The sequence below is a fragment of the Thioclava sp. DLFJ4-1 genome (genome assembly GCF_002020145.1).
In the GTDB taxonomy this organism is placed as follows: Bacteria; Pseudomonadota; Alphaproteobacteria; order Rhodobacterales; family Rhodobacteraceae; genus Thioclava; species Thioclava sediminum.
Map to the genome: position 1 here is coordinate 1 of NZ_MPZT01000006.1, position 19,403 is coordinate 19,403.

18 protein-coding genes are annotated in these 19,403 nt (G+C 63.0%); 10 read left to right on the forward strand and 8 right to left on the reverse strand.

The genetic code is table 11. The features are described 5' to 3' along the window. Positions 1-437: 437 nt before the first annotated feature. Positions 438-1,043 carry a protein-methionine-sulfoxide reductase heme-binding subunit MsrQ gene (msrQ, locus tag BMI85_RS17635; protein WP_078602222.1) on the reverse strand — a complete coding sequence of 202 codons (606 nt, stop codon included), beginning with the start codon at positions 1,041-1,043 and terminating at the stop codon, positions 438-440. Continuing rightward, the gene (gene msrP / locus BMI85_RS17640; RefSeq protein ID WP_078602223.1) at positions 1,043-1,972 is read right to left on the reverse strand and encodes a protein-methionine-sulfoxide reductase catalytic subunit MsrP; all 930 of its coding nucleotides are present in this window, start codon (positions 1,970-1,972) and stop codon (positions 1,043-1,045) included. Before msrP ends, msrQ begins: the two co-directional genes overlap by 1 nt. A 166-nt stretch (positions 1,973-2,138) precedes the next feature. On the opposite strand from msrP, the gene BMI85_RS17645 reads away from it, so the two are divergent. After that, positions 2,139-2,591, forward strand: a complete 453-nt coding sequence (locus BMI85_RS17645; protein WP_078550754.1) for a DUF302 domain-containing protein — start codon at positions 2,139-2,141, stop codon at positions 2,589-2,591. Positions 2,592-2,637: 46 nt separating this feature from the next. On the opposite strand, the gene BMI85_RS17650 is transcribed toward BMI85_RS17645, so the two are convergent. Then, complete coding sequence (locus tag BMI85_RS17650) at positions 2,638-3,087, reverse strand: ion channel (protein WP_078541739.1); 450 nt, start codon at positions 3,085-3,087, stop codon at positions 2,638-2,640. A gap of 103 nt (positions 3,088-3,190) precedes the next feature. On the opposite strand from BMI85_RS17650, the gene smpB reads away from it, so the two are divergent. The 6 genes from smpB to BMI85_RS17680 all read left to right on the forward strand — a co-directional run bounded on the left by smpB (position 3,191) and on the right by BMI85_RS17680 (position 9,069). Then, entirely contained in the window at positions 3,191-3,664 is a 474-nt protein-coding gene (smpB, locus tag BMI85_RS17655) for an SsrA-binding protein SmpB (protein WP_078522393.1), read from the forward strand. 83 nt (positions 3,665-3,747) lie between these two features. Then, positions 3,748-4,605 carry a 3-mercaptopyruvate sulfurtransferase gene (sseA, locus tag BMI85_RS17660; protein ID WP_143595164.1) on the forward strand — a complete coding sequence of 286 codons (858 nt, stop codon included), beginning with the start codon at positions 3,748-3,750 and terminating at the stop codon, positions 4,603-4,605. Continuing rightward, a complete protein-coding gene (locus BMI85_RS17665; RefSeq protein ID WP_078602224.1) occupies positions 4,605-5,786 on the forward strand; it encodes an amino acid aminotransferase in 1,182 nt (393 codons plus the stop codon). The genes sseA and BMI85_RS17665 overlap by 1 nt, the downstream gene beginning before the upstream one ends. Positions 5,787-5,927: 141 nt before the next feature. Continuing rightward, on the forward strand, positions 5,928-6,380 hold the full coding sequence (locus BMI85_RS17670; RefSeq protein ID WP_078550760.1) for a MarR family transcriptional regulator: 453 nt from the start codon (positions 5,928-5,930) through the stop codon (positions 6,378-6,380). After that, positions 6,373-7,503, forward strand: coding sequence for an HlyD family secretion protein (locus BMI85_RS17675; protein WP_078602225.1), 1,131 nt, complete (start codon positions 6,373-6,375; stop codon positions 7,501-7,503). Before BMI85_RS17670 ends, BMI85_RS17675 begins: the two co-directional genes overlap by 8 nt. A 3-nt stretch (positions 7,504-7,506) precedes the next feature. Next, a complete protein-coding gene (locus BMI85_RS17680) occupies positions 7,507-9,069 on the forward strand; it encodes a DHA2 family efflux MFS transporter permease subunit (RefSeq protein ID WP_078602226.1) in 1,563 nt (520 codons plus the stop codon). Between the two features lie 72 nt (positions 9,070-9,141). On the opposite strand, the gene BMI85_RS17685 is transcribed toward BMI85_RS17680, so the two are convergent. Continuing rightward, positions 9,142-10,479: an ammonium transporter gene (locus BMI85_RS17685; protein ID WP_088719786.1), complete on the reverse strand. Its 1,338-nt coding sequence runs from the start codon at positions 10,477-10,479 to the stop codon at positions 9,142-9,144. A 25-nt stretch (positions 10,480-10,504) separates the two neighbouring features. Beyond that, positions 10,505-10,843: a P-II family nitrogen regulator gene (locus BMI85_RS17690; protein ID WP_078522388.1), complete on the reverse strand. Its 339-nt coding sequence runs from the start codon at positions 10,841-10,843 to the stop codon at positions 10,505-10,507. A gap of 270 nt (positions 10,844-11,113) precedes the next feature. Here BMI85_RS17690 and BMI85_RS17695 point away from each other — a divergent pair, with 270 nt between their 5' ends. Continuing rightward, complete coding sequence (locus BMI85_RS17695; protein WP_078602227.1) at positions 11,114-13,324, forward strand: transglycosylase domain-containing protein; 2,211 nt, start codon at positions 11,114-11,116, stop codon at positions 13,322-13,324. A gap of 90 nt (positions 13,325-13,414) precedes the next feature. Here the strand turns inward: BMI85_RS17695 and BMI85_RS17700 are convergent, their stop codons facing one another. Then, positions 13,415-14,038 (reverse strand): ABC transporter substrate-binding protein, encoded by a 624-nt coding sequence (locus BMI85_RS17700; protein WP_078541733.1) that lies wholly within the window; start codon positions 14,036-14,038, stop codon positions 13,415-13,417. Next, on the reverse strand, positions 14,001-14,711 hold the full coding sequence (locus BMI85_RS17705) for a VacJ family lipoprotein (protein ID WP_078551117.1): 711 nt from the start codon (positions 14,709-14,711) through the stop codon (positions 14,001-14,003). The genes BMI85_RS17700 and BMI85_RS17705 overlap by 38 nt, the downstream gene beginning before the upstream one ends. A 283-nt stretch (positions 14,712-14,994) precedes the next feature. Between BMI85_RS17705 and BMI85_RS17710 the strand changes: the two genes are divergently transcribed. After that, a complete protein-coding gene (locus BMI85_RS17710; protein WP_078602228.1) occupies positions 14,995-16,758 on the forward strand; it encodes a type I secretion system permease/ATPase in 1,764 nt (587 codons plus the stop codon). After that, complete coding sequence (locus BMI85_RS17715) at positions 16,755-18,089, forward strand: HlyD family type I secretion periplasmic adaptor subunit (protein ID WP_078602229.1); 1,335 nt, start codon at positions 16,755-16,757, stop codon at positions 18,087-18,089. Before BMI85_RS17710 ends, BMI85_RS17715 begins: the two co-directional genes overlap by 4 nt. A gap of 18 nt (positions 18,090-18,107) precedes the next feature. Here the strand turns inward: BMI85_RS17715 and BMI85_RS17720 are convergent, their stop codons facing one another. Beyond that, positions 18,108-19,286: a lytic murein transglycosylase gene (locus BMI85_RS17720; protein WP_078602230.1), complete on the reverse strand. Its 1,179-nt coding sequence runs from the start codon at positions 19,284-19,286 to the stop codon at positions 18,108-18,110. Positions 19,287-19,403: the final 117 nt, after the last annotated feature.

Genomic DNA, 19,403 nt, shown 5'->3' on the forward strand with positions numbered 1-19,403 from the left:
TATGCTCCGGTCCGCATCGATCATCGACCAAACCGCCCGCATATCTCTTCAGATATCTATCAATGTCAAAGAGCGCGGAGACAAAATCAACCGGCCTCGCCTCAATCCCTTGGGGCGCCGCCTGCCAACCGTATCTCCAAAATTTCCTTCGCCTTCAGTCTCTTGCGATCCCTTCCGGCGCCCCGTTGCGGTGTGTGCCGCTTCGGTGAGGCGGTATTTACGGATCACTCCGCGGAGTCGCAAGTGCCTTTTTCGAAAAACTGTCACTTTTCTCGAAAGAACAACGCAACACACTGAAATCGCTACGCTTTCAACACCACCGCAAATGCACCCAATTCACCCCGAACCAGCGCAGGGAAGAATCTTGCGCAAATCACCCGCCCCCGCGAAACCTCCTGAGCACCCTGCCCCAAGGGCAGCAAACCAAACCAACCGAGTCACCAGCGAAACGTACGGAATCGAACAGCAATCAAAGCGAGGAAAACACCAAGCCAGAGCCAACCCTCGCTGGAAATCACCTTCATCTGCCAAAGGTAGTGAATCACGCCGAGCGCCACCGCCGGGTAGACCAGCATGTGAATCCGCCGCCAGTTCTTCCCCAGCTTGCGGATCGAAGCGTTGTTCGACGTGACAGCCAAGGGGATCAGCAGCACAAAAGCCGTGATGCCAAAGAAGAGGTAGGGGCGCTTGATGAGATCCGCCGCGGCTTGTGCCCAGAGCATCCCCATATCCAGCACCACCCAGGCGATCAGGTGCAGCGCCACATAGAAGAAGGCCAGCAAGCCCACCGCGCGGCGATACTTGATCAGGTTAATGCCGAGGAATCGGCGCGCCGGTGTGATGGCCAGCCCGCCGATCAGGAACCACAGGGCGATCTTGCCGAGGCGATGCTCGATCGCTTTCACGGGGTCGACGCCGATGCCGCCGGTCAGAGTCAGCCAGACCACCCATGCCAGCGGGATCAGTCCTGCCAGGTAGACGACCCAGCTGGGCACACGCCGCAGTGCGGTGTTGATCGGGGCGGAGAGGGTTGCGCTGATCATCAGTAATACTTCGCGAGGTCCATGCCCTTGTAGAGCTGCGCGACCTCGTCACCGTAGCCGTTGAACATCAGCGTCTCCTGACGGCCGGCAAAGAGGCCCGCACCCACGCGGCGTTCGGTGGCCTGCGACCAGCGCGGGTGATCCACTTTCGGGTTCACATTGGCATAGAAGCCGTATTCACGCGGCTGCAACTGGTTCCACGTCGTCGGCGGCTGCTTATCGGTCAGCGAGATCTTCACGATACTCTTGATCGACTTGAAGCCGTATTTCCACGGCACGATCAGGCGGACCGGCGCGCCGTTCTGGTTCGGCATCTCTTCGTCATAGAGACCGGTCGCGAGAATGGTCAGCGGGTTCATCGCCTCGTCGATGCGCAGCCCCTCGACATAGGGCCAGTCGATACCGCCCTGCTTCTGCCCCGGCATCTGCTCGGGACGGTAGAGCGTCTGGAAGGCCACGTATTTCGCGGACGGCTGCACGCCCACGCGGTTCAGAAGACTGGACAGCTCGAAGCCGATCCACGGCACGACCATCGACCACGCCTCCACACAGCGGAAGCGATAGATGCGCTGCTCGAGCGTTACGGGCTTGAGAATATCGTCGAGCGGATAGGAGCCGGGCTTGTCGACCATCCCGTCGATCTCGATCGACCACGGGTCGGTGACCAGTTGGCCCGCATATTGCGCGGGGTCCGACTTGTCCCAGCCGAACTCATAAAAGTTGTTGTAGGAGGTGATCTCCTTGAGGGTGTTCGGCTTGGCGTCGGTCGAGAATTTCGAGGGCTTGGCGTCGATGCTGGCAAAGCTGGGCCCGGCAATCGAGCCAAGCGCCATCGCGCCTGCGCCGGCCATGATTTGGCGGCGGTTCAGGAAGTCGGCCTTCGGCGTCACATCGGCCCAGCTCGGATCGTTCGGTCTTATCTTGCGCATGGAAATCTCCTCTCTGCCCCTACATATGGGGCGGTGCCCGTCGCTTACACTTCGGAGCTTACAGCGACATTGTTACCTCTAGGCACGTATAAAAATACGCGCCAGTATCGAGACTGGATCAACGGACGGCGCAAAGTCGTCCGATCGGGAGACAAGGGAGAGAGAGATGAAACGCTTCATCGGCGCCGCACTCGCGGCGGTCATCACAGTGGGGGCGAGCGCGGCAACGGCCGAGGACGCCCATACCTGGACCACCGAAGACACCTTCGACAACGTCACCTTCGCAGTGCAGAACGCAATCATCGGCGCGGGGCTCGTGGTGGATCACGTCAGCCATACCGGTGACATGCTGGAGCGCACGAAAGACGCGGTCGGCAGCACCAAGACGCTTTTCACCGGCGCGGACGTATTCTCCTTCTGCTCGGCGCAGACGTCGCGCGAGGTGATGGAGGCGGATATCACCAACTTCCAGTACTGCCCCTACACGATCTTCGTGTACCAGACGCCCGAGGACACGGATCACGTGACGGTGGGCTTCCGCTCCTATGACGAAGAGTCGATGCAGCCGGTGACCGACATGCTGACCGGGATCGTCAAAGACGCGCTGATGCTCGACTGACGGATATATAGCTCGCGTGCGCACCCGCGCGCGCGAGCACAGCAGCTCAGCTCGCGCCACGCTCGGCCCGGGCTTCCAGCTGGCTCTTGCGCACATGCCGGATCACCTCGACCAGCAGCGCGGTCAGAAGCCCCACGTTCAGCAGTCCGTTCGCCGCCGCCATCCCGCCAAGGATGCGCCATTGATGCGAAAGCAGGATGTCGCCGTATCCCAGCGTGGTGAAGCTCACGAGCGAGAAGTAGACCGACTGCTCCATCGTGTTAAACACGCCCAGGATGCGGAAGCAAAAGGCCCAGAGCCAGACGCCCGCCGTGACCATCGCCAGCGCCCAGAGCGCGGCAACGACGACCATAAGCATCAGTTTCGGGCGGTGCGGCTCACGCAGCATCCACCAGTGCAGCCGCGAGAATGTCGCCTCGATCGCCCAGGCGCTGAGCGCGGCGATGCAAACGGTCAAAAGCATCATCACCGAACCGATGGCGATCTGAATGATCATGGGCGTTCCTCCTGCCCTAGCTATTTCGCGCCACCGCACGGGCGTCAAGCGTAGCGGTGCCGCACTGGACAGAGCCGCTTGCCTGCCCTATCTCGATGCGACTATGGCAAAGCATTCAGACCCCAATTCCAAGCTGATCGCCGAGAACCGGCAGGCACGTTATCACTACGCCGTCGAGGACACACTCGAGGCGGGCATCGTGCTGCAAGGCTCCGAGGTGAAATCGATGCGCGTCGGTCAGACGAACATCGCCGAGAGCTACGCCTCGGTCGAGGATGCCGAATTGTGGCTGATCAACTCCTATATCGCGAGTCTGAACCAAGCCTCGCATTTCGGCCATGAGGAGCGGCGCAAGCGCAAGCTTCTGGTGTCCAAGCGAGAGCTGGCGCGCCTGTGGAACGCCACCCAGCGCGAGGGCATGACCATCGTGCCGCTGAAGATGTACTTCAACGAGAAGGGCATCGCGAAGGTCCTGATCGGGATCGCGAAGGGCAAGAAGCAGGCCGATAAGCGCGAAACTGAGGCGAAACGCGACTGGAACCGCCAGAAACAGCGCCTTCTGAAGCAGAATTACTAGGGACACGGGGCGGATTTACCCGCCCTGCCCTTGCGTCTTGCGCGCCGCTGAGTCTAAGCAATCCCGACCGGCAAAAGAGGCGCATGACGATGGATGACCCGAAAACGCTCGTATCGACGGATTGGCTTGCTGCCCATCTGAAGGACCCCGACCTGCGCATTCTGGACGCTTCGTGGTTCCTGCCGCAGATGGAGCGGGATGCGAAGGCGACCTATGACGCTAAGCACATTCCCGGTGCGCGCTTCTTCGACATCGACGATATCGCCGATAATCGCTCGGATCTGCCGCATATGGCGCCGCCGCCCGAGAAGTTCATCTCGCGGATGCGCGCGATGGGCGTGGGCGACGGCCATCAGGTCGTGATCTACGACCAGCATTCCGTCTTCTCCGCGCCGCGCGTCTGGTGGACCTTCCGCCTGATGGGCAAGACGGATGTGGCGGTGCTCGATGGCGGTTTGCCGAAATGGGAGGCCGAAGGCCGCCCGCTCGAAGACATGCCGCCGATGGTGCGCGACCGTCACATGACGGTGCAACGCCACCCCGGTCTGGTGAAGGACGTCACGCAGGTCGCCCATGCCAGCAAGCTCGGCGATCACGAGATCATCGACGCGCGCCCGAACGATCGCTTCCTCGGCAACGGCACCGAGCCGCGCCCGGGGCTGCGTTCGGGTCATATCCCCGGATCGCGCAACCTGCCCTTCGGCGAACTGCTGACCCCCGAGGGCACTTTCAAATCCCCAGAAGAGATCAAGGCCCTGTTCGAGGCCGCCGGCGTCGACCTGTCGAAGCCCGCGATCACGACCTGCGGCTCCGGCGTCAGCGCCGCGATCCTGTCGCTCGCGCTCGAACTGATCGGCAAGTCCGACTGGTCGCTCTATGACGGGTCCTGGTCGGAATGGGGCATGTATAACGACCTCAAGGTCGCAACGGGAGAAGCATGATGCTGAACAATCTCAAGCCGCAGGCGCCGGACAAGATCCTTGCGCTGATGGAAGAATACCGCGCCGATGAGCGCGACCAGAAGGTCGATCTCGGCGTCGGCGTCTACAAGAACGCCGAAGGCGAAACCCCGATCATGCGCGCCATCCACAAGGCGGAAAAGCAGGTCTGGGACAACGAGACCACCAAGAAATACGCGGGCCTCGCCGGCCAGCCGGAATTCCATGCGGCGATGGCCGAGATGGTTCTGGGCAAGGGCTACCCGGCCGATCGTCTGGCCTGCCTGTCGACCGTGGGCGGCACCGGCGCCTGCCGCATGGGCTTCGAGCTTGCCCGCATCGCGAACCCCGGCACCAAGATCTGGGTCTCCGATCCGACCTGGCCGAACCACCTCTCGATCCTGAAATTCATGGATCAGGACTTCACCACCTATCGCTATTTCGATGCCGAGACCCGCTCGGTCGATTTCGACGCGATGATGGAAGACCTGAAGGGCGCCAAGGAAGGCGACATCGTGCTGCTGCACGGCTGCTGCCACAACCCGACCGGCGCGAACCTGACGCTCGAGCAATGGGGCAAGGTTGCGGACCTTCTGAAAGAGACCGGCGCCGTGCCGATGATCGACCTCGCCTATCAGGGCTTCGGGGACGGTCTTGAAGCCGATGCCGCAGGCACCCGCCTGATCGCCGAGCGTCTGCCGGAAGTGCTGATCGCGGCGTCCTGCTCGAAGAACTTCGGTATCTATCGCGAGCGCACCGGCTGCCTGATGGTTCTGGGTTCGGAAGAGACCAAGAAGACCGTTCAGGGCAACCTCGCCTATCTTAACCGTCAGACCTACTCCTTCCCGCCCTATCACGGGCAGGCGCTGGTCACCCGCGTGCTCACCGATCCCGAGCTGCGCGCCGATTGGGAAGCCGAGCTGGAAGAGGTTCGCACCGGCATGCTGGAGCTGCGCCAGCAACTCGCCGACGAGCTGCGCAAGCTGTCCAACTCCGACCGCTTCGACTTCGTGGCAGAGCACCGCGGCATGTTCTCGCGCCTTGGTGCGACGCCCGAGCAGGTCGCTGCGATGAAGGAAGGCAACGCGATCTACATGGTCGGCGACTCGCGTATCAACATCGCGGGCCTGAACAAAAACAGCGTGCCGCTTCTGGCCCGCGCGCTGATCGACGCAGGCGTCTAACCGCTTCCGACAACACGAAAATTCGAAACGGCGGTCCACTCGGGCCGCCGTTTTTCTTGGCGGATTTTTCCGCATTGCGCACTTGAAATAATAAGCAGGCTCATAATATAGAGGCTTACTTTAATTTCAACGGAGCCCCGGATGCCCGATCAGAGCCTAGGTTTTCTCCTGCACGACGCGACGCGGTTGATCCGCCGTCGCTTCGAGGCACGCGCCAACGAGTTCGGCCTGACGACCGCGCAATGGCGGCTTCTCGTCTACCTCAAGAAGGAAGGCGCGCTGCCGCAGGCCCGACTGGCCGAGCTGCTCGAAATCGAACCGATTTCGGTCTCGCGCCTCGTCGACCGCATGGAAGAAGCCGACTGGGTCTGCCGCAAAGCTGATCCGAACGATCGACGCGTCAAGCTCGTGCATCCCTCGGCCAAGGCGCGCAACGCCTTCGAGGATGCTCGCTCCATCGCGGATGACATCTACGAGCAGGCACTGGCCGGGCTGAGCGATGACGAAGTCGCGACCGCATTGAACACCCTTCGGGCGATCATCCGTAACCTCTCCGAAGACACCTCCTCCACGTCAGAGACACATCATGAGTGACCAGAACCCGACCGCGGACAGCGCGGCAAACCAACCGAAACAGAAACAGAAGAAGGGGCCGAAATTCTGGCTCCTCATTCTCGTGCCCGCCCTCATCGTGCTGGGCGGCGCGTGGTACTGGCTGAGCGCCGGTGGCTCGCAAAGCACCGAGAACGCCAATTTCCAGATGGCGAGAATCCCCGTCGCCTCGCAAATCTCGGGCCGTGTGACCGAAGTGTTCGTGCATGACAACGAGCACGTCAAAAAAGGCACGCCGCTTTTCGAACTCGACAAGAAGCCATATGAGCTGGCGCTGGCCAAGGCAGAGGCCGCACTGTCGCAGGCCCGCCTTCAGGTCGAACAGCTTCGCGCCTCCTACAAGGCTGCGCTCGCCGACGAGAAACAGGCAGCGGATAACGCGGCGTATCAGGAGAAACAGCTGAACCGTCAGGAAAAGCTGATCAAATCCGGCACTACGACGCAGCAGGCGCTCGACCAGCAGCGCACGGCGACGCAAGCGGCGCAGAACACGCTGGCCGCGGCCAAGCAGAAAGTGGCGTCGGCCAAGGTTGCGCTCAACGGCAATCCCGAGATTCAGGTGGACGAGCATCCTTCGGTGAAATCGGCGATCGTGGCGGTCAACGACGCCAAGTACAATCTCTCGCAGACCGAGGTCGATGCGCCTACCGACGGCATCATCTATCAGGCCTCCTCGTTCAAAGCGGGCGAGATGGTCGGCGCCGGTGCCAGCCTCTTCACGCTGGTCGATACCAGCGACGTCTGGGTGATCGCGAACTTCAAGGAAACTTCGCTGACCCATATGCAAGCGGGCCAGTCGGCCACGGTCGAATTCGACGCCTTCCCGGATCGCGAATATCACGCGACGGTCGATGCGGTCGGCGCGGGCACCGGGGCCGAGTTCTCGATCCTTCCGGCACAGAACGCGACCGGCAACTGGGTGAAAGTAACCCAGCGTGTTCCGGTGCGCCTGCGTCTCGACGACGACGCGAAACTCGACGGCCTGCGCGCAGGTCTTTCGGCCAGCGTCACCGTCGATACCGCCTCGCAGCCGCGTTACAAGCGCATCCTCGACAAGGCGAACAGCTCGGCCGCGGTGGCGGGCACGACCCAACAGGGGCAGTAAGTCATGGCCGAGGCCGCAGAGAAACAACCCAAGGGGATCGACCCGCATAACGTGCCGCATCGCGCGCTGATTATGGCGTCGCTGATGCTGGCCGTGATCATGCAGGTGCTCGATACAACGATTGCGAACGTGGCCCTGCCCGACATGCGCGCCGACCTCGGCGCGTCGCGCGATACGATCAACTGGGTGCTGACTTCCTATATCGTGGCCGCAGCCATCGTGACGCCGCTGTCGGGCTGGCTTGCCAACCGTTTCGGGCGGCGCGAAATCTTCATGGTCGCAGTGATCGGCTTCGTCGTCTTCTCGATGCTTTGCGGGATCGCGTGGTCGCTCGACGTGATGGTGATCTTCCGCCTCATGCAGGGCGTGTTCGGTGCGGCCATCGTGCCACTCGCGCAGAACTTCATGCTCGACATCAACCCGCGCGAGAAGCACGGGCAGGCGATGGCGATGTTCGGCGCTGGCATCATGCTTGGCCCGATCATCGGCCCGACGCTGGGCGGCTATCTGACCGAAGTGATCAACTGGCGCTGGGTGTTCTACATCAACGTGCCGCTCGGGATGATCGCCATCGCGGGCTCCGCCTTCTTCCTGCCCGAGACCCCCAAGAAGAAGATCGGTTTCGACTTCTTCGGCTTCGCGGCACTGGCCGTGGCGATCGGGTCGCTGCAGATGATGCTCGACCGTGGGTCCGATCTCGACTGGTTCGCCTCGCGCGAGATTTGGATCGAGGCCGCGCTCGCGATCAGCGGATTCTGGGTGTTCCTCGTGTGGATTCTCAGCGCGAAAAAGCCTTTCCTCGAGCCGAAGATGTTCCTCGACCGCAACCTCTCGATGGGGCTGCTGTTCATCTTCGTGATCGGGATCATCCTGCTCGCCTCGCTGGCGCTGCTGCCGCCGATGCTGTCGAACATCTTCAGTTACCCGACGCTGACGACGGGCCTCGTGATGTCACCACGCGGCGTGGGGGCGATGATCATGATGCTGCTGATCGGGCGGTTGGTGAAGGTCATCGACCTGCGCATTCTCGTGGTGGTCGGCCTGTCCTTAACCGCCTATTCGCTGCACATCATGTCAACCTTCTCGCCGCAGATGGGGCCGAAATGGATCATCATCTCGGGCGTGATTCAGGGCTTCGGGCTGGGCTCGGTCTTCGTGCCGATCTCGACGCTGGCCTTCGCAACGCTCGCCCCGGAATATCGCGGCGACGGCACGGCGCTGTTCTCGCTTCTGCGCAATATCGGCTCGTCCATCGGGATCTCGATCGTGACCGCGCTGCTCACCCACAATATCGCGGTGAACCATTCCGAGATCGTCTCTGCGATCAATCCGCAGAACCTCTCGGGCGTGATGAACGGCGCGAGCGGCATGTCGCGGGAAGCGGCCCTGACGGTGCTCAACAACCTCGCGACGCAGCAGGCGGCGATGATCTCTTACGTGGACGACTTCAAGTTCATGATGTGGGTCACGCTGGCGGCGATCCCGCTCGTCTTCTTCCTGCGCAAGCCGGATTACCAGAACAGCGGCGGGCAGCAGAAGCAACAAGGCGCTCCGGTCACCGAGTAAGCCGACATCAGACGCAATGAAAAAGGCCCGGGATCGCTCCCGGGCCTTTCGCTTTGTCTTGGATGAGGCGTCTTAGTTGACGAACTCCGGATAGGCTTCCATGCCCAGTTCCGCCTTGTCGAGGCCCATCATCTCGTCCTCGGCCGGGGCGCGGATGCCCATGACGGCTTTGAGGATGAACCAGATGATTGCCGAGACCACGAAGACGAAGATGCCGACGATGATGATCGAGACGATCTGGCCGTAGAAGGTGCCGTCGGGGTTGGTGATCGGAACAGCCAGCGTGCCCCAGATACCAGCGCCGAGGTGGACCGGGATAGCGCCCACGACGTCGTCGATCTTCAGCTTGTCGAGCATCGGAACCAGCAGGACCACGATGATACCGCCGATCGCGCCGATGATGGTCGCTGCACCGAGGCTCGGGGTCAGCGGCTCAGCCGTGATCGACACGAGGCCAGCCAGAGCGCCGTTGAGAACCATGGTCAGATCCGGCTTCTTGTAGAGGATCTGGGTCAGGATCAGCGCTGCGATCGCGCCACCGGCAGCTGCCGTGTTGGTGTTGGCGAAGATGCGCGAGATATCGGCGACGTTGCCCACGGTGTTCATGTAGAGCTGCGAACCGCCGTTGAAGCCGAACCAGCCGAGCCACAGGATGAAGGTACCGAGCGTAGCGAGCGTCAGGTTCGAACCGGGCATAGCCTGGACCTTGCCGTCCTTATACTTGCCGATACGCGGACCGAGGATCAGAGCGCCTGCGAGAGCTGCCCAGCCACCGACCGAGTGCACGACGGTCGAGCCAGCGAAGTCGAGGAAGCCGAAATCGGCGTCCAGGAAGCCACCGCCCCATTTCCACGAAGCCTGGATCGGGTAGATGAAGCCCGTCAGGATCACGGTGAAGATCAGGAACGGCCACAGCTTGATGCGCTCGGCCAGGGTGCCCGAAACGATCGACGCGGTGGTGGCGCAGAACATCAGCTGGAAGAAGAAGTCCGAACCGACCGAAGCGTAGGTCAGGTCGACCGAATCCGCGCCGACGCCAACGGGCTCGAGCGAGGTGGTCGAGAAGGCACCGAGCACGCCGTTGATCGACCAGCCGTCGCCCGGGTACATCAGGTTGTAGCCGATGAGGTAGTACATGATCGCCGCGATCGCGAAGAGCGCGATGTTCTTGAGCGACTGCATGGTCACGTTCTTCGAACGCACGAGGCCAGCCTCGAGCATCGAGAAGCCCGCGCCCATCCACATCACCAGGAAGCCGGTGACGAGGAACATGAAGGTGTTCAGGATGAAGCCGATCTCATTGGCCGGCGGATCCATCGCCGCGGGCGCGGCGGCATCCTGCGCCAGCGCCGGCAGAGCCACCGCGGTCAGAGCGACCGCAAGGCCGGTGATTTTCGAAAGCTTGTTCATTTTCCTACTTTCCCCCTGTCGCGCCTTAAAGCGCGTCGTCATTGGATTCGCCGGTGCGCACGCGAACCGCCTGCCCGACATCGAGAACGAAGATTTTGCCGTCGCCGATCTTGTCGGTTTTCGCGGCTTTCATGATCGTGTCGACAACCTCGTCGGCGAGGCCGTCCGCGACGACGATCTCCAGCTTGACCTTCGGCACGAAGTTCACGGCGTATTCGGCACCACGATAAATTTCCGTGTGACCCGACTGGGCACCGAAGCCTTTGATCTCGGTCACCATCATTCCGCGCACGCCGATGGTGGTGAGCGCCTCGCGCACCTCCTCCAGCTTGAACGGCTTGATTGCTGCAATGATGAGTTTCACCTGACATCCCTTCCTTGTTCAGCCCTTTCGATGCCCGCTTGGTGACATCGCACGGTGTTAAAAGGCCCGCTGTGCCCCTTTCGCACAAGGAAACGAGGTTCCGTCCGAGTAGCAGCCTCAGCGGATTCTGGCTCAAATTTGCACAATTTGTGCGCTTTGCCGCTTTTTTAATCACATTGCAAATCTGAAACGTGATTTTTCGCGGGTGCACATCTCGGGTCGGCCCGTGTAGATTGCGCGCAATTAAAACGCAGGCAGCGGAACAGGCAGATGACTCAGAAAGGCGGAGGGCGCGGGCGCCTCGTGGCTGACAAGCGCTATTCCTCTTCGAAGCAGCCTCCCAAGGCATCGAAGCCCACCAAGCCGCGCAAGAATGCGCGCCGGGGTGGAGGTAACGGCGGAGGTGGCCGAGGCAAGCCGCCGCGGCGCAACGGGCCGGTCACCGGTCTGATCATCGGCCTCGCTCGGTTGATCTGGCGGGTCGTATGGGGCGTCGGCTGGCGCCTCGCAATGATCGTCGCCCTCGTGGTGGGCGCAGCGACGCTGTATTTCTACTCGACCCTGCCCGACTACACGAAGCTGCTCGACGGCCGCACCCGCGGCTCGGTCACGATGCTCGACGATCAGGGCAAGGTCTTCGCCTGGCGCGGCGAGACTTTCGGCGGCCAGATCGACGCGAAGAACGTCTCGCCCTATCTGCGCGACGCCGTGGTCGCGACCGAAGACCGCCGCTTCTACCACCACTTCGGCATCTCGCCGCGCGGCATCGCCTCGGCGATGGCAATCAACATGCGCGAGGGGCGCGGACCGTTCGACGGCAACGGCGGTTCGACCATCACGCAGCAGACCGCGAAGCTCTTGTGCCTCGGCGTGAAGTTCGACCCGAAGAAATGGAAGAACGAAGCGGCCTATGAGAATGACTGCCGTTCGGGCGGTCTGCGCCGCAAGATCAAGGAAGTGCCCTACGCCTTCGCGCTGGAACTGAAATACTCGAAAGATGAAATCCTTTCGATCTACCTCAACCGCGCCTATCTCGGTGCGGGTGCGCGCGGCTTCGAAGCCGCGTCGGAGCGCTATTTCGGCATCTCGGCGGCCAATGTAGATCCGCAGCAGGCGGCGATGCTGGCGGGTCTTCTGAAAGCCCCTAGCTATTACGCCCCGACTTCGAGCCTCGAGCGTTCGCAGGAACGGGCCGCGACCGTGCTCAACCTCATGCACGAGCAAAACTACCTGACGGATCGGCAATATCTCGACGCGAAGAACAACCCCGCCACGCTGAGCCAGGCGGCACAGAAACGCGCGGGCGGCTATTTCGCGGATTGGGTGATGGACACGATCCCAGACTTCCTGTCGCGCGACACGACCGAGGATGTGGTCATCAACACGACTCTCGATCAGCGCATCCAGTCGGCGGCCGAAGACGCGATGAAGTCGGTCTACGACAACAAGGTCTCCAAAGGCTCGAAGGCCGAATCCGCTATCGTCGTGATGAGCGCAGATGGCGCCGTGCGCGGCATGGTGGGCGGCCGGGCCACGAAGGTCTCGGGTGCGTTCAATCACGCCACCATGGCGCAGCGTCAGACCGGCTCGACCTTCAAGCCCTTCGTCTACGCGACTGCGCTCGATCTGGGCTACACCCCGGATTCGATGGTGGATGACGCGCCGGTCACGGTGAAGATGCCCGGCTCGCCCGATTGGAGCCCGCGCAACTACGAGCGCAGCTACATGGGGCCGATCACGCTGACCACGGCGCTCGAGCATTCGGTGAACGTGGCGACCGTGCGCGTCTCCGAAGCGGTGGGGCGCGAGAATGTCATCAAGGTCGCGGAAGGGTTCGGCTTCGCGCAGGACCTTCCGAACCTCCCCTCAGTGGCGCTCGGCGTTGGGGAATCGGACCTGCTCGACATGACCGGGGCCTATGCGGGCATCCTCAATGGCGGCTCTTCGGTGCAGCCCTATGGCCTGACCTCGCTGACGCTGAAAGGCGACGACCAGCCGCTCTTCGGCAAGCCCGGCGGGATCGGCGAGCGCGTGATCTCGAAGAAAGCGGCGCAGGAGCTGACCTACATGATGCGTCAGGTCGTGCTGCACGGGACCGGCCGCCGCGCCAACATCGACGGCTACGAGATCGCAGGCAAAACCGGCACCACGCAGAGCGCGCGCGATGCCTGGTTCGTGGGCTTCACCTCGGATTACGTGGTCGGCGTCTGGATGGGCAATGACGACAACACGCCGCTGAAAGGGACGACCGGGGGCGGCCTGCCCGCCGAGATCTTCCACGAAACGATGAAGCGTGTGCTCAACGGCGAAGACCCCAAGCCGCTGCCGATGGCCCATCCGGGCGACTGGCAGGTGCCGGCTCAGCAGTCTCAGGGTCAAAGCCAGAGCGCGGGTCAAGCGCCCGCCCAGCCCCAGCGGCAGCGGCGCGATCCGTCGCAGTCGATCCTCAACGAGTTGCTCAACATCTTCGGCAGCAACTGAGCGACCGAGCCGAAACAAAAGAAACGCCCGGGCCACTGGCCCGGGCGTTTCTTTTGGTACGGCGTCTTGCCAGGCCGAAGCCTGCGCCGCTTAGCCGGCCCGTTTCAGATCCTCGATCATCGCGTTGATATTGCCGCGACGCCGGTCGAGCATCGCACCGATCTCAGCCCGTTCGGAGGCGAGCATATTCACGCCCTCGACGATCAGGTTGAAGAACTTGTCGCTGCCAGAGCGATCCGAGACCTGCCACAGCACCTCGAACGGCGCCTGCCCCGGCAGGGTCGCGAGCGTCTTCACCTCGTAGAAGGTTTTGATCGGGCGGGCGCCCTGAATCTGGAACTTCGCGCCCTGGAACTCACGGAACCGCTTGCCGTATTTGCGCGAGAGGTAGCCCTGGAACGCCTTGGTGAAGGCCGCGAGCTGCGCCGGGCTCGCCTGCCGCGCCGCCACGCCCAGCGCCGAACGCGCGATGACGTTCACATCCGCATATCGCGCGAAAATCCGTTCGAACATCGCATAGAGCGCGGGCCCGGTGCGCCCCGAGGCGATGGCTGCGTTGACCTCGTTCACCGCTTTCTGGATCAGTGCGCGCGCCTGCGCATCGGTCAGCGCATATGCCGACCCCGGCACCATCGCCGCCGCCAGACCCGCCGCGCCGAGGCCCAGAACCTGCCGCCTATTGCGGCAGAAGGTCTTCGTAGGGATCGTAGGCATTCGCATCGGTGGCCTCCTCGCCATTGAGTTCGTAGCGTCGGTTCTGCAGATACAGAAGCCGGCTTTGGGCATAGCTGTCGGCACTGTCATACAGGATCGAATCGACAGTGGTGCCATACATGTTGCGCTTCGCGACATTGCCGCCGAAGCGTAGCGCCCCTGCGGCGATGCGCTCCTTGTCGGGCAGCGCGCCCAGCGGGTCGATCACAAAATCGACGACCATCCCGACTGTATCACGCGTCGTGGACGGCCCGAAGACCGGCAATTCCTGATAATTACCCTCGCCCACGCCCCAGACATGTAGCGTCTCGCCGAAATCGGTATCCGTCTCGGGCAACGAGAAATCCGTCCCTGCCGGATCGAAAATCCCTCCCAGCCCGATCGTCGAGTTGATGAAGAATCGGAAGGTGTTCTTCACGGCCGGCTCGGGTCGTCCTTGCAGCAGAGAGTTGAGCACCTTCCCCGGAAGGCTGAGATTGCTGCCGACATTATAGAGCGTTTTCGTCACCGGACCGGGGCCACTGCCATCGGTCGAATCGGAGCGGAAGAAGGCCGAGTCGAGCTTCTTGTTGAACTCATGCGTCTTGCGATTTGCCGCCTCGTAAGGGTCCTGAATGCCGGTCGCGGGCGGCGCAGGTGCGCAGGCGGCCAACCCCAGCGCAAGCGCCGTCATCGTAGCCACCGCAGACCACCGCACGCCGACGCGCGCCGAGGCCCTCTTTTCTAATTCCTGCGCCAAAGTCGCTCCCCCCTGCGTTGCGGCTTAGGTCCTGAAATAGATAGGGCGCATCCGGTCTTGCCGCAACGCGAGTCGCTCAGAACTCCGGAGTTCCGGAAGAAATGGATCGAATTGACGGGAAAAGGAGCGGCGAAATTAACGCCCCGTTCAGCGCCTTCGCATCACCCTTGCCAAGCGCGGCGCTCCGATCAGCGCCCGTCATCGCGGGGAGAGCACGATGCCATATTCCAACACCGATCAAGCCATCATCAAACGCAACATCGTCAAAGGGCGACGGGAGATGGCCCGGCTGCTGGGCCGGGTACGAAGGCAATTCGTGCTGGTCGCTATATTCGCGGCCTTCATTAATCTGCTCGTTCTCGCAGGGCCGCTGTTCATGCTGCAGGTCTACGACCGCGTGCTGCCCGCGCGGTCCTTGCCGACGCTGATCAACCTGTTCCTGCTGGTGGCCTTTCTCTTCACGATGATGGGCGTCATTGATTGGGCTCGAGGTCGCCTGCTCGCCCGAATCGGGGCGGATCATCAGCGCGGCCTCGAGCGGCGCGTCTTCGACGCCGCCATCATCGACGCCACCATCAACACGCAAGAGCGGTCCTCCAACAACGCCCTGCGCGATCTGGAAATCGTCCAGCGCTATTATGCCTCCCCGGTCGCGGCGGCGGTGTTCGATCTGCCCTGGACGCCGCTCTATCTCGGAGTGCTGTTTGTGTTCCACCCGTGGCTCGGCGCTCTGGCCTTCGCCGGAGGGGCCACGTTGATCCTGCTGTCTCTCGCCACACAGTTCGTCACGCGCGGGCGTATGGAAGAGACGACGCAGCTCGAGAACAAAGCCCGGTATCTCGGAAACGATTTTCTCCGCCAGATCGAAACGGTCGTTTCGCTCGGAATGCGCGAAAGCGGCTTCAAACGCTGGCAGGCGGCGCGGCATGAATCGATGGACAACGCGATTCGGGCCACCGATCTCAGCGGCAGCTTCCATGCCTCGATGCGCGCGCTACGGATGCTGCTGCAAACCTCGATGCTGGCGCTTGGCGCCTATCTCGTCCTGCAAGGCGAGTTGAGCGCGGGGGCGATGATCGCCGCCTCGATCCTGATGGGGCGATCGCTCGCGCCCGTCGAGCTTGCCGTGGGCGGATGGACGCAATGGCAACGCGCCACCGTCGCCCGCGACCGGCTGGCGGCCCTGCTCGGTGCTCACCCGCCCGAGCAAAAGGGCACCGAATGGGTGAGCCCGAAGGCGCGCCTGGCCGTCGAAGACATCACCGTCCGGCCCGCCAATTCCGACCGAGCGGCGATCGAGATGATCAGCTTCTCGCTCGAACCCGGGGAGGCGCTCGGGGTGATCGGCCCGCTCGGCGCAGGCAAATCTGTTCTCGCGCGCAGCCTGTGCAACTTCTCCCATCCAAGCTCGGGCACGATCCGCCTCGACGAGGTGCCGCTGGATCAATACGACCGCGACAATCTGGGGCGGCTGATCGGCTACCTGCCGCAATCGGTAACCTTTTTCCCCGGCACCGTGGCCGAGAATATCGCCCGGCTCGACCTCGCGCCCGACATGGACCGGGTCATCGCCGCAGCCAAACGCGCCGGCGCGCACCAGATGATTCTCAAAATGCCCGCGGGCTACGACACGCCGATCGAGTTCGAGGGGGCTTCGCTCTCCGATCGCCAGCGCCAGCTCGTCGCGCTTTCGCGGGCGCTCTATCACGACCCGATCCTGCTTATTCTCGATGAGCCAAACCTCTTGCTCAGTGGAGATGGCGGGGCCTGTCTGCACACGATGCTGAGCGATCTGAAGGCGCGCGGCGGCGCGGCGATCGTGATGACCAACAGCCCCGGCGCGCTCGCCGAATGCGAACGCATCCTCGTACTCGATCACGGGGCGCAGCGCGCACTCGGCGCGCGTGACGACGTCCTCAAGCGCATGATCGCCTCGGCCACGAAGGCCCGCGTGGTTCCACGCGCGGACAACGCCGCGTGAGCGACGCCTGCATCCATTCCGGGCAAGGGGGCACCTGCTGCACCCCTTCGCAACATGGCGTCCCGATCAGCTTCGGCCTCGCGGCGATCGTCGCCCTCTTCATCGGATCCGCCCTTTGGCTCACCGTCACGCGGCTCGCCGGATCGATCCAGGCCTCAGGACGGATCGAAGTCGACAGCTCCCGCCATGTGATCGAGCATCCGACCGGCGGGACCATCGAACAGATTTATGTCAAAAGCGGCGATCACGTCACCCGTGGCCAAGTGCTGATGCGCCTTGCCTCGGACGACATCCGGACCGAGCTGGCCATCGTCGAAGCCTCGGATTTCGCCCTGCAGGCGCAGCGCGCGCGGCTGCAAGCCGAACGGGACGGCGCGAACACGGTCCCTTATCCGAGGCAGCTTTTGGAGGCGGCCAAGCTCCGCGCGGATGTCACCGATCTGGTCGAGGGGCAGAATTCCCTGTTCGAAGCCCGCAAACAGTCCTTCGCTCAGCAACGCGCCGAAATGGCGCGGCAGCTGCAGCAAATCCGCGCGCAGCGCGACGGGCTCGATGCGCAGGTCACGGCGCTGGAACGCGAAGAGCGGTTGATCGAAAAGGAACTCGCGCTCCGCGAACGGCTGAAGGATCGCGGCCTCGCCACATCGGCGCAAATCCTCGCCCTCACCCGCGAACAGGTCTCGCTGGAGCGACAACTCGGCGCCTTAAGCGCCCAAAAAACGCAGCTCACGGTGCAAAGCGGCGGCGTGGTGCTCACCGCGTCGCGGCTGCAATGGCAACGCCGGGAGGAAATCGAATCGCAACTCGAATCCAGCAATGCGCGCGCCATCGAACTCTCAGCGCGCACCACACATCTGCGCCGCGAATTGGCGCGGCGCACCCTACGCGCGCCAGTCAGCGGCACGGTGCACGATGTGCGCCTGCGCGGCTCGCATGCGGTGCTGCGCCCGGCGGAGATGGCGATGGCAATCGTCGAGACGGGGAGGCCGCTCATCGTCAATGCGCAAGTCGATCCGACCAATATCGACGGCCTGGAGGCAGGCCAGACTGCGATCCTCCGCTTTCCGGGGCTGTCGCGGCGAATCTCGAGCGACGTGACCGGCACGATCACGCGTATCTCCCCGGACACGCTGACCGATCCCGCGACCGGGGTAAGCTATTACGAAGCGCGGATCACCTTCGATATGGACGAGCTCGACGCGGAAGAACGCAGGCTGCTCGTGCCCGGTATGCCCGCCGAGGTTTTCCTGCAGACCGCACCGGTCTCTCCGATCCGCTACCTGCTAAGCCCGTTCCTCGATTTCTTCGCACTTGGCGGCGCAGCGGGGTGACCTCCCGCCCCGACGCGGTCACAACCGATCGAGCAAGGCGCGCGTCGGCCAACCATCCGCGGGCAGTCCGAACCTCTCTTGCGCGCTCTGGACAGCGTTGCGTGTGTTGGCGCCGAGGATGCCATCGACCGCACCCACGTCATAGCCCTTCGCGACCAGCTTATCCTGCAACCGCTTCATCTGCGACACGCTCAGCCCCGGTTCGGGCGCGCCGGGATCGAGGCGCGGCGCCCCTTCGAGGCGCGTCGCGAAATAGGCGGCGCTGGTGACGTAGACGAAGCTCTTGTTCCATTCGAACAGCACACGGAAATTCGGATAGACGATAAAGGCGGGCCCCTTGCGCCCCATCGGCAAAAGGATCGATCCGCGCAGTTTGCTCGCAAGCTGCCCCTGCCGCGCACGGACCCCGCGCGCCGCCCATTCGGAGACCGGCAATTCGGTGGTGAGCCCGGTCTGGGACCAATCGAGGTCATCGGGGACGCTCACTTCCTGCATCCACGGCTCGTTCGGGCGCCACCCCAGATCGCGCAGCATCTTCGCCCCCGACATCAGCGCATCGGGCGCCGAGGTCTTCAGGCGCACATGCCCGTCGCCATCGCCATCGACCCCGTTGTGCAGGATGTCCTCGGGCAGCATCTGCACCTGCCCGATTTCCCCGGCCCAGGCACCGGTGGTTCGCTTGGGATCGAAATCGCCGCGCCGGAACAGCTCGCCCGCGGCAATCACCTGCGGGCGGAACAGCTCGGGTCGGCGGCAATCATGGGCCAGCGTCAGCAGCGCATCGCGCGTGTTGAAATCGCCCTGCACCGCGCCGTAATCGGTCTCGAGCGCCCAGAAGGCCAGCAGAACCCCGCGCGAGACGCCATAGGTCTGCTCCATCCGGTCGAAGGTTTTCGCATAACGCTTGGCATTCTTCGCCCCGTTGACCATCCGGTTCTTGCTGATCACCGCGCTCGCGAATTCGAGAAAGGTTTTGCGAAACACCCCCTGCGCCCGGTCCGCCCGCAACACGGCCTGATTCTGCCGCGCACCGGCGAGGAACGCGTCGGCCTGCTGCGCGTTCAATCCAGCCGCCTGCAGATCGCTGCGAATCCCGGACAGGAAACCGGACCAGCTACCGCCGCACTCGGCTTGTGCCAAACCGGGGGAGAGTACGGGCGAGAGAGCGAGGTTCAGGGTGAGCAGAGCTTTACGCATGAGAGCCTCCGGGTTGCGCGGTCACCCTCGACGCTATCTCGCGCGGCCCAGCGCGACAACCCGATGCGGCGGCCATGCAAGCCGTTGCAATTTCAGCACTCTTTGCAGCCGCAGAAT